The sequence below is a fragment of the Microbacterium sp. CFBP 8794 genome (genome assembly GCF_014841235.1).
Classification (GTDB): domain Bacteria; phylum Actinomycetota; class Actinomycetes; order Actinomycetales; family Microbacteriaceae; genus Microbacterium.
Map to the genome: position 1 here is coordinate 691079 of NZ_JACYTT010000001.1, position 10014 is coordinate 701092.

Below are 10014 nucleotides of genomic sequence, written 5' to 3' on the forward strand. Positions count from 1 at the left end.
CGCCCACCGCCACGAAGGCCACTCCATTGGTGGAGTACGAAACGGTGACATGGCTACCCGACCGAGCCCGCCCTGGCCCAGGCGTCGGTATCGGCTTGCGCCACCACCTTGGTCGCCACGGATCTGCCGGTCGTCAGGGCGCCGGGAAGGTATCGGCGTATGAGCATTCCGTGCTCGCTACTCGTGCTAGCCGGCCCAGATGCGACGAGAAGCCCTTTGGCAAGAATCACGCGCATCATCGCCTCTAGGTACGTCAGCGATCGGGTCTCGGCTTGCCATTTGCTGGATCCGTGCTATAGTCCGTCGGACATTATGTTCGCGCTAACAGTGCGCGGTGCAGACTCAGATGGAGTTCAGACAATGTCGTCAGGCACTTTTGACCGCCGATCGTTTCTTGGAGTAGCGGGCGCTTCCGCCGCAGGGCTCCTGATCCCCGCTATAGGGGGTGGAGGGCGGCCCGCGTTCGCGCAATCGACGGCAGCGGGTGTTCCGAAGGCGGTGTTCCAGGCTGCCGCGATGGGCGCGGGGTGGGACACTCAAGCCCTTCTGCAGAAGGTGGTCGACATGCGTTTCGGCATGTTCAACCACTTCAATCTTGGCACGTTCACCGATGAGGAGTGGGCGGCGCCCAACCAGAGCCCGTCGCTGTTCGCCCCTCCCTCGGTCGACACCGACCAGTGGGCGGATGCCGCTGTCGCAGCCGGCATGAGCTACGGAGTGCTCACGACCAAGCACCATGACGGATTCGCACTGTGGCCGACCAAATACGGATCACAGAACGTCATGAACTCGGGGTACAAGCGCGACGTCGTCAGGCAGTACGTCGACTCGTTCCGTTCCCGAAACCTCAAAGTCGGATTCTATTTTTCTATCTGGGATCGCACCTACCCCGTGCAGGCTACGGGTGGTTACCACGTGAGCGATCCGAGCGCGGGCGTGGACCCGCCCCAGATCGAGTACGTGCTCAACCAGATCACCGAACTGCTGACCGGGTATGGTCCGATCGAGCTGTTCATGCTTGACGGCTACGCGTGGCAGATGGGGAACCAGCAGGTGCCGCTGCAGCGTGTACGAGACTTGGTCAAGACGCTTCAGCCCGATTGTGTGATGGTCGACATCTGCGCCGTGCTCACGCCGTGGCTCAGCGACGCGATCTTTTGGGAGGAGCCGCTGGGCATCCAGGCCCCTGCGGGTAACACGTGGGCGGGTCTCCAGGGCCAGACCATCAGCGACCGCGACTGGTTCTGGCATCCGTCCACCCCGACGAAGCCGATGATGACGACGGATGACATCGTCGGCCACATCACGGGGCTGGAGGCGAAGTGGACCTCTTTCATCCTCAATTGCGCTCCCAACCGGGACGGCAAGCTCGACCCCGGCGTGGTGACGCGGCTGGCGGAGGTGGGGGCGGCGTGGTCGCCCAACCTCACCCGCGGGGCACTGCCGATGCAGCCGCTGCGAGCCGAGTACCTGATCACCCCGGTCGCCGCCTACGCGTCAGCATTCCGTGACCCCGAACCGCCATACTTTGCGATCGACGGGCGCGCCGACCGCAACCTGCAGACCTGTTGGTCCACCTGGCCGGGAACGGGGGCGCTTGCTGTTCCGGTCTCGATCACTCTCGACCTTGGCGGGGTCTACGACGGAGTCACCACGCTCGAGTACCTCCCAAAGCAGTGGTCCCGAGATAACGGAACCGACGGTGACGTCACGTCGTTCGAGGTATCCACGAGCCCCGACGGCGTGACCTTCACCACGGCCGCCTCCGGAACGTGGGTCGCCGATCGTACTCCGAAGGTCGTCGAGTGGCCGCCCGTCATGGCGGGCTTCATCCGGTTCACGGTGAAAGCCGGTTCGGGTGGGTACACGAACGTCGCCGGATTGCGGGTCGGCGGACGCAAGGCCGAGCCGGTACGTCAGTCCTTCGCGGTCGCCCCCGACCGCGTCTACAAGTTGATCAACGTCAACAGTGGCAAGGCTCTGACCGTTCTCGGAGAATCGCCGGTGAATGGGGCTGCGGTCGTCCAGGCGACCGACTCGGACGCGGCGAACCAGCGGTGGTCCTTCGCAACGGATGTCGACGGGTATTACACCCTGACGAGCGTCAACAGTGGCAAGACGCTCGAGATCGGGGGGCGATCGCGGAACGCCGGCGCGAAAGCATCGATCTGGTCCGACGCAGACGTGCTGCAGCAGCAGTGGGCGGTTACGCCGGTCGCAGCCGGGCAGGTTGCGCTCACGAACCGTTTCTCTACGCATGCGCTTGCCGTGACGGGAGCTGCCACGGGCGACGGCGCGACGACCGAGCAGCAGGTGTACCGCGGCTCCTCGGCCCAGCGCTGGACCCTTGTCGATGTCACCGTCGCCGAGCTCGACCTGATCGCGACGGTGACAACTCGGTGCGTTACGAAGAAGGTCTACGTCAATGTGTCGGTCAAGAACGCCGACACGGTGCCGGTGGACGTCGTTGTCGCCACCGCATACGGCTCCAAGTCGATCCCCGCCCTCGCACCCGGAAGAACGACGAGCGTCGCATTCACATCTCGCGCCACATCCATCGTCGCCGGCTCTGTATCGGTGACCGGCACCGCGGAGGGGCGACCGACGCTCAGAAGCGACCTCAAGTACGGGGCGGCCATCTGCAGCTGACTATGCATCATTCATGATTCATGCGCGTGTGTGTCACTCCGTCGCTCCTGCCGCACACGCGCACGACTCATGAAAAGGGAGAATTTCAGCGGGTAAGACCCCGAATCTCACGCCTATCCAGGCGTTTCAAACGGCTGAAGGCGGTGACGGAATCGTGTCGCGGTTGCGATCCGAACCGGTGTTATGGGTGGCGCTTGGTGGGCTGTTGCGAGACGGGCCGCGCCGTCCCTAATGTCGAGAGCCTCGCCCTGAGTGGTCTGGGGGAGCCTCGTCGGATCCCGTGCCACCGTTGCGGTGTCGACCGAGGTGAACGGAGCGCGGGTGCAGGACACGGTGACGGCCGACTACGCCGCGCGCAACTGCGGCTAAGACCCGTTCGCCGACGAGGGTGCGTCCGCACGTGGGCGGGCGAACCCTCGTCATGTCAGCACGATCGTTCGTCTGACGGCGCGGCCGAGAGGTCTACTGGATCGTCAACGGAATGAAAGCTCGACACCTACTCTTTTGTATTCGAGAGCTACCGAGTGCAGTCGTTGATCGACTGGACGCCGTAGCCGCGCGAGCACGCAACCGACGCCCGCTCACAGGCGCGGCCCTACCGCGACACCTCCTCACCGAGCGCGAGGACAGCGGTGTGTTATTCCGCGATAAGTGGCGTGAATTCCCATACCGAATAGGATCTCGGTCGGCCGCGAGTGGGTTGATGAGCTCGTGCCCCACTCGGGGCGGAGTCTCTGGATACGAGGTCCGGGTGACAATTCCGTAGGCCTCGAAGCGGCGCAGCCGATCGGTCAATGTGTGAGCGCTGATACCGGGCAGCGCATCCTTCAGCTGGCCGAAACGGCACGGTCCATTCAGCAGTTCTCGAACGATCAGAGTCGCCCACGGTCCATCGAGAAGCGATAGGAATCGGGCGATCCCGCGCTCCGGCCAGGTCGCTGCCCTGAATCACATGACTCCTTAGTGCACTTGAAGTAACCGATGCGTTGTATGCACTAATGGTCTCATGACACTAATCATTCATGGTGCAACGGGCGCTCAGGGCGCCCCCATCCTCCCCCTCCTGCTTGCAGCAGGCTTTGACGCAGTGGCGGCGGTGCGCGATACGACGAAAGCTGACGTCAAGGCCGTTACCGTCGATTTCAATTCAGTCGCATCCCTTGCCAAGGCTTACCAGGACGCGGACGGCGTGTTCGTTCACCTGCCCCTAGGCAGCCCCGACCAGCAGGCAGCCTTCGCGACGGCGATAGGCGACGCGGTGGCACAGTCACGCCCCAAGCGAGTCGTGTTTTCGACGAGCGGGTACCCACTGACCCTGCCCGACGGGGCCATCACTGCACACGGTATCCTCCACAACAGGCTGAGGGAGTCCGGGGTGTCTTACGCGGTCATTGCGCCGAAGACGTTCCTCGAGAACCTGCTTCTGCCGGTCACCCTCGGGCCCGTGCGTGTCGAGGGGAGCCTCCGCTATCCGATTCGCGAGGACTACGCCATCTCGTGGGTCTCTCACCTGGATATGGCCGACATCGCCGTGAAACTTCTCACGGACAACCGCGACGTGCAGGGCGTTGTCGAGGCAGGTGCGCTTCCGGCCCTGCTCGGCGACGACCTCGCCGACGCATTCTCAGCCCACCTGAACGAACCGGTCACCTTCATCAGCCAGAACCCCGACGACTACGGGAAGCTGATCACCCCCATTTTCGGAGCGGCAGGCGTTGAGCCCGTCGTCGCGTCCTACCACGCACGATGGTCGATGCCCGACGAGCGCATCGACGAATCTCGCTCGGCCCAGACACTGCTCGGTATCACACCTCGTTCTGTCGAACAGTGGCTGCGGGACAGGGGCATCTGACCAGCATGAGCATTGGCGCCGCCCGCGCGTGGACGTAGACCGATTGGACATATGGGATGCCCCCAGCTTCGAGTCGCGGTTTGCAGCGATCCAACATCTACGACGTCGCGCTACGCGCCGGCGTGTCGCACCAGACGGTATCCCGCGTGATGAATGAGTACCCTTTCGTCCGCGAGACGACGCGCGCGCGTGTATTGCAAGCCATCGAGGAGATGAACTACACGCCGAGCTGGACGGATCGGGCGCTCGCCACGCGGCGAGGCCACAGAATCGGGGTGCTTATCGACGGGCCCGTGCAGAACGGTCCGAACAGCACACTCCGCGCCCTCGAGAAGGCGGCGCGCGAGGTCGGGTACGCCGTCAGCGCGTTCTCGATCGGCGATGACGACGCGTCGCGGATGGATTCCGGGGTGATGGAGCTGGTCACTCAGGGGGTCGACGCGCTGTGCGTCATCGCCCCGCGCGAGTCATCGCTCGATCTGCTGCGACAGCAGACGACGGGTCTTCCGACCATCGTCATCAAGGCCGAGGCGGATGCTGCCTGGCCCACGGTGGGCGTCGATCAGCGCGAGGGCGCGCGACTGGCCGTCCGGCACCTCATCGGGCTTGGTCATCGCCGCATCGCCCACCTCGCAGGTCCCATGGACTGGTTCGACGCCCGCGAGCGCATGGAAGGCTGGCGCGAGTGCCTCGCCGAGGCGGGTCTGCCGGAGGGACCGATCATCCTCGGCGACTGGACGTCGGACTTCGGCTTCGAGTTTGGCAAGTCCTTCGGCCTGACCGACACCACCGCGGTGTTCGCGGCGAACGACCAGATCGCGCTGGGAATCATCCACGGGCTGCACGGCCGCGGCATCCGGGTTCCGGAAGACGTGAACGTGGTCGGGTTCGACGATCTGTCCGATGCGCGACACTTCCTCCCCCCGCTGACCACGGTGCGCCAGAACTTCGCCGAACTCGGCGAGCTGGCGCTGCAGCAACTCATCGCCGCCATCGAGGGCGACACCGATTCCAGCCACGACACGATCCAGCCGAAGCTGATCGTTCGCGAGTCAACGACGGCCGTCGCTCGGAGAACAATTCTCAGCAAAGACTTTTGACATAACCGTTGATAACCGCGGCAGGTTGCACAGTCCCCCGAGGGCGGCAGGGGGGATCTCTCGAGAACCATCCCAACGAGTGAACGCACATACGCCGATAATGAGCGTCGGTCGCGAATGCAGCGACAGGTGAAGAAGCAACCACGGTCACTGTGACCGAGGACGCGAGCCTACCCATCTTGGGGTATCACTTTGAAAGCAATTCCATCACCGGGGATTATTGGAATGACTCAGAGATGAGTCTCGGACTGCCGCGAGATCGAAGAAATCGGCGAATCCGCGATGTGCGCGTCGGAGGCGTAGGCCCTGGCATCTGGGAACCCGCTCATCCTGGAGAAGGCGCAAGCCGACCAGGCGCTGCAGAAACTCCGCTGGCAGGAGACAGTGCACCATCGCGCGCAGTCCTTATTCAGCGCCCCTCGCGTCGCGGCGCTGCAGGAGATCGCGACGGGCGAAGATAGCGTTTCGCAGCTGCAGGCCGCCGTCGCGCGATCGGCGGATGTGTCCGGCGATGTGTTCCGCATCGAGACCGCGAACGGGTCTACACCAGCCGCTCCGATGCTGCGCAAGCTCTCGGCGCGTGGGCGCATCAACGGGGCCTGCAGTAATGCAACCCCATCCCCGTCCCTGAGCGCATCGGAACGATCGGCGGGCACGTCATCACCGGGCACACGGAGCGGCAGTACACCGCGTCGACGGGCGGAAGGGCTGTGCTCCGGTTGAGTCTGGAAGACGCACCTTCCAGGACGGTGTACATCATGGCGGCAGCCTAGCCAGCAACCTGGCTAGGAGGCGGATCACGGCCCGACGTACTCCCCGCGCGGTCGCAGGCGCATCGGCGCTTCGGCGTACTCGGCGGCGATGTGCGCGATCCACCCCGCCAGCCGGCCCACGACGAAGATCGAGCTCGCCGCGTCGTCGGGGAGACGGGCTCCGGATGCCAGGGCGGCCAGCGCGAGATCCACGTTGGGCCGCGCGTGCGCACGGGCGGCGACGGTGTCGCTGAGCCGGGTGACGGCATCCATCGTTCGTTCCCCGTCGGGGAGCTGCGCGAGCAGCGGGAAGAGCGCATCGGCGCGGTCGTCGACACCGCTGTACAGGGGATGCCCGAAGCCCGGGATGCCGTTGCCGTCCTGCACCGCGTCGGCCAGCGCGCGCTCGGGCTCCCTGCCCCGGCGCACCTGCGTGAGCAGGCGGGAGGTGCGGGTGGCGGCGGCGATGTGCAGGGGCGAGTCGGCGGCTCCCAGAGCTGCGCCGACCGCCGCGTACCCGTCGGCGCGGGCCGAGGCCGCCACCCGCGCGGCGAAGGTCGACACGGCCAGGTCGTGGTCGATGAGCAGGATGAGCGCCGCGTTGATCGCGCGGACGGCGGGGCCGTCGCTCACGCCCCAGGCGCCGGCCAGGGAGCGCGCCACGTCGAGCTGCGCGTCGCCGCCGAGGGCGACGGGGAGCCCGGTGAGCAGGGTCCAGCCGATGCGGTGCAGCGTGGTCGGTGCCGTGTCGTGGCGGAGCGGGTCGTCGGCGGCGAACCCGGTGAGGGCGGCGCGCAGGCGATCCATGGCGCCCGCGTGCGGGGGGAGGGCCTCGACCATGGCGCGGGCGCTGCCGATCGCGGTGTCGGGGGCGTCGATCCGCTCCGCGCCCCACAGCCACGCGACGACCTCGGCGAACGGCTGGTCGATGAGGTCGCGGGCACGCCGGCCCCGGTACAGCAGCTCGCCGTCTTCGATGTCGGCGATGTCGGTCTGCACGATTCCCAGCGGCATCCCCGTCGTGGGGTGGCTCGGGGTGCGCCCGGCCGTGCGTCGCCGCCCGGCCGCGAAGGCCTCGAGCTCGAGGGCGTCGAACGTCGAGCCGCGCGCGTCGCGTTCGCGCGTCACGAGGCCGCGCGAGACGTAGGCGTAGAGGGTCTGCGGTTTCACCCCGAGACGGGCGGCGGCCTGCGCGGCGGTGAGGCGGGGGAGCGGGGCGGTCATGGTGATCCGATCAACGTTGACGCTGGGTTCGTCATGTTCGCACACTGGGCGCATGAGCGAGCTGATCGACGTACCCCGCGGTCTGAACGGCGTCGTCGCCGCCGAGACCACCATCGGCGACGTGAACGGAGAGGCCGGCTACTTCCACTACCGCGGGCACTCCGCCGTCGAGCTGGCGCGCGAGCGCTCGTTCGAGGAGGTCTGGCACCTGCTCGTCGTCGGAGAGCTTCCCGACGCCGGCCGTCGTGCCGCGTTCGCGGAACGCATCGCCGCGGCCCAGGCGGATCCCCGGATGCCGGAACTGATCGCCGCCGTCGCGAGGCACACCGACCAGCCGCTCGCGGCGCTGCGCGTGTTGTGGACGCTCGCGGCATCGGTCCGCCGATCCGCGGCGCTCTACGACCTCGACCCCGATGCGCGGCTCGACGAGGCGATCCGGTTCGCGGCGATCGCCCCGCTCGCCCTCGCCCTCGCGCCGCACCGCGGGGCAGCGGGAGCCGGGGTGGTCGCCGACTACCTCGAGCGCGTCACGGGTGCGACGCCCGACGCGGCGCACGTGCGGGCGCTGTCGGCGTACCTGATCGCGGCGATGGACCACGGCTTCAACGCCTCGACGTTCACGGCCCGGGTCATCGCGTCGACGGGGGCCGACCTGGCATCCTGTCTCACCGGCGCGCTCGGCGCGCTCTCGGGTCCGCTGCACGGGGGAGCCCCGGCGCGGGCGCTCGACAGCCTGGACCGCGCGGGCGACGATCCGTCGGCCTGGATCGCCGGGGAGCTCGCCGCGGGGCGCCGGTTGATGGGCTTCGGGCACGCGGTGTACCGCACGGCCGACCCGCGCTCGGAGCTGCTGCGTGGCGTCGCCCGCGACCTCGGCGGTCCGCGCGTGGCGCAGGCGCTGGCCTTCCAAGAGGAGGCGGAGCGGCAGCTGGCGGCCCGGCACCCCCAACGCCCGCTGCACGCGAACGTCGAGTTCTACGCCGCGGTGGTGATGGAGCAGTGCGGCATCGCGCGCGACATGTTCACGCCCACCTTCGCTCTCGCGCGCACGATCGGCTGGACGGCCCATGTGCTCGAGCAGGCGCGCGACCCCAAGATCATCCGCCCGTCGGCGCGGTACGTCGGGCCGGCTTTCGCGGGGTGAGGTGATTGCCGCGGTTCTGGGGCGGCGACACCGCGGAAGAAGGATGCCGTGGGGCGGTGTGCATGCGGGGCTCAGCCGCGTTGGCGGCGTCCCGCCCTCTCGGCGAACGCGTCGATGGCGTGCAGGATCTCTTCGCTACGCCAGAACGGGCCGAGCTTGTGCTCCGCTTTCGAGCGCACGATGCCGGCGTCGACGAGCGCCTTCAGTGGCGGGTACGCGTTGGGCTGTGCGATCCCCAGCTCTTCGGCGGCGGTCGCCGAGTCGAGAACGGGCCGGGAAACGAAGACGTCGAGCAGTCGCCAGGCGTTGGAGTCGCGTCGGGCGGTCAGTCGATCGTTCCAGGATGCGCGGATGTCGTCGATGTCGGAAACGAGCTCGCGACTGTTCGCGACCGCGCGAAATGCTGCGGCTGCGAAGGCGCGAACGATGTCGTTCGGGTCTCCGTCTCGATAGGCGGTCAGCGCGGCGTGGTAGCCGTCGACGTCGGCCAGGAGGCCGGCGGAAACCGGGATGGCGACGTTCCTGGTGACACCTCGGTAGCGGAGCATCGACTGTGCCAGGGCTCGACCCGTTCGGCCGTTGCCGTCGGTGTAGGGGTGGATCGTCTCGAACTGCGCGTGGGCGATCGCGACGGAGACGAGAGACGGCACGTCCCAGCGGGTCGAGAAGCCAGCGAGGTCTTCGACGAGAGACGCAACGTGTTCGTGGTGCGGCGGGACGAACTCGGCACGGACGGGTGAGTCGCCTCGGGTTCCGATCCACACCTGTTCCGTCCGGTATTCACCGGGGGCGTGCCTCGGCTGCGACTCCATCAAAACGCGGTGCATCGCAGCGATGCTGGCCGGCGTGATCTGCGCCGCGAGATCGAGGGCTGCGTGCAGCGAGCGGGTGTTCGCGGCGATCAGTTCGGCGTTGCGGGATCCCTTCGCGCCGAGTTCCGCGGAGAAGATCGCACGAGCCGACGCGGTGAGGTTCTCGATCTGCGACGAGGAAGCGGCCTCCGAGCGCAGGAGGACCGGGGCGAAGCCCGCGACCCGGCTGCCGAGTTCGGCATCGAAGCGTGCGAGTTCGGCCGCCGCTTCCTCCGCCTCCGCAGCGACCTCAGGGACCAGTGAGGGGTTGAGGGAGGCGATTGTCGGCGGCACGGAGGCCTCATAGCGAACGCGGGCATGACCCTCGCGTGCGGCGCGGATTCCCCTGGCCGCCGTGGGTACCCAGTCGCGCGTCTCGTAGCCGACGGCTGGCCAAGACGTGTCGCCCGCGGGTTCTCGAGGCGGATCGGAATTCATAAGG

At 67.2% G+C, this 10014-nt stretch carries 7 protein-coding genes; 4 read left to right on the forward strand and 3 right to left on the reverse strand.

From position 1 onward, the window contains the following. Positions 1 to 564 precede the first annotated feature (564 nt). Positions 565 to 2649: an alpha-L-fucosidase gene (locus IFU19_RS03175; RefSeq protein ID WP_197979091.1), complete on the forward strand. Its 2085-nt coding sequence runs from the start codon at positions 565 to 567 to the stop codon at positions 2647 to 2649. 462 nt (positions 2650 to 3111) lie between these two features. Here the strand turns inward: IFU19_RS03175 and IFU19_RS16555 are convergent, their stop codons facing one another. Beyond that, positions 3112 to 3567 carry a winged helix-turn-helix transcriptional regulator gene (locus IFU19_RS16555; RefSeq protein ID WP_342343373.1) on the reverse strand — a complete coding sequence of 152 codons (456 nt, stop codon included), beginning with the start codon at positions 3565 to 3567 and terminating at the stop codon, positions 3112 to 3114. An 88-nt stretch (positions 3568 to 3655) separates the two neighbouring features. Between IFU19_RS16555 and IFU19_RS03185 the strand changes: the two genes are divergently transcribed. Continuing rightward, positions 3656 to 4501: an SDR family oxidoreductase gene (locus tag IFU19_RS03185; RefSeq protein WP_191916826.1), complete on the forward strand. Its 846-nt coding sequence runs from the start codon at positions 3656 to 3658 to the stop codon at positions 4499 to 4501. A 56-nt stretch (positions 4502 to 4557) separates the two neighbouring features. Beyond that, on the forward strand, positions 4558 to 5601 hold the full coding sequence (locus IFU19_RS03190; protein WP_192012897.1) for a LacI family DNA-binding transcriptional regulator: 1044 nt from the start codon (positions 4558 to 4560) through the stop codon (positions 5599 to 5601). A 797-nt stretch (positions 5602 to 6398) separates the two neighbouring features. Here IFU19_RS03190 and IFU19_RS03195 read toward each other — a convergent pair. Beyond that, complete coding sequence (locus tag IFU19_RS03195; RefSeq protein WP_192012898.1) at positions 6399 to 7577, reverse strand: citrate synthase; 1179 nt, start codon at positions 7575 to 7577, stop codon at positions 6399 to 6401. Between the two features lie 52 nt (positions 7578 to 7629). Here IFU19_RS03195 and IFU19_RS03200 point away from each other — a divergent pair, with 52 nt between their 5' ends. Beyond that, the gene (locus tag IFU19_RS03200) at positions 7630 to 8721 is read left to right on the forward strand and encodes a citrate/2-methylcitrate synthase (protein WP_192012899.1); all 1092 of its coding nucleotides are present in this window, start codon (positions 7630 to 7632) and stop codon (positions 8719 to 8721) included. A 71-nt stretch (positions 8722 to 8792) separates the two neighbouring features. On the opposite strand, the gene IFU19_RS03205 is transcribed toward IFU19_RS03200, so the two are convergent. Then, on the reverse strand, positions 8793 to 9866 hold the full coding sequence (locus IFU19_RS03205; RefSeq protein WP_258027438.1) for a Fic family protein: 1074 nt from the start codon (positions 9864 to 9866) through the stop codon (positions 8793 to 8795). Positions 9867 to 10014: the final 148 nt, after the last annotated feature.

Coding starts and splice junctions, on each gene's coding strand:
- IFU19_RS03195 (WP_192012898.1), bottom strand. CDS start 7,577: ATGACCGCCCCGCTCCCCCGCCTCACCGCCGCGCAGGCCGCCGCCCGT.
- IFU19_RS03185 (WP_191916826.1), top strand. CDS start 3,656: ATGACACTAATCATTCATGGTGCAACGGGCGCTCAGGGCGCCCCCATC.
- IFU19_RS03175 (WP_197979091.1), top strand. CDS start 565: ATGCGTTTCGGCATGTTCAACCACTTCAATCTTGGCACGTTCACCGAT.
- IFU19_RS03200 (WP_192012899.1), top strand. CDS start 7,630: ATGAGCGAGCTGATCGACGTACCCCGCGGTCTGAACGGCGTCGTCGCC.
- IFU19_RS03190 (WP_192012897.1), top strand. CDS start 4,558: ATGCCCCCAGCTTCGAGTCGCGGTTTGCAGCGATCCAACATCTACGAC.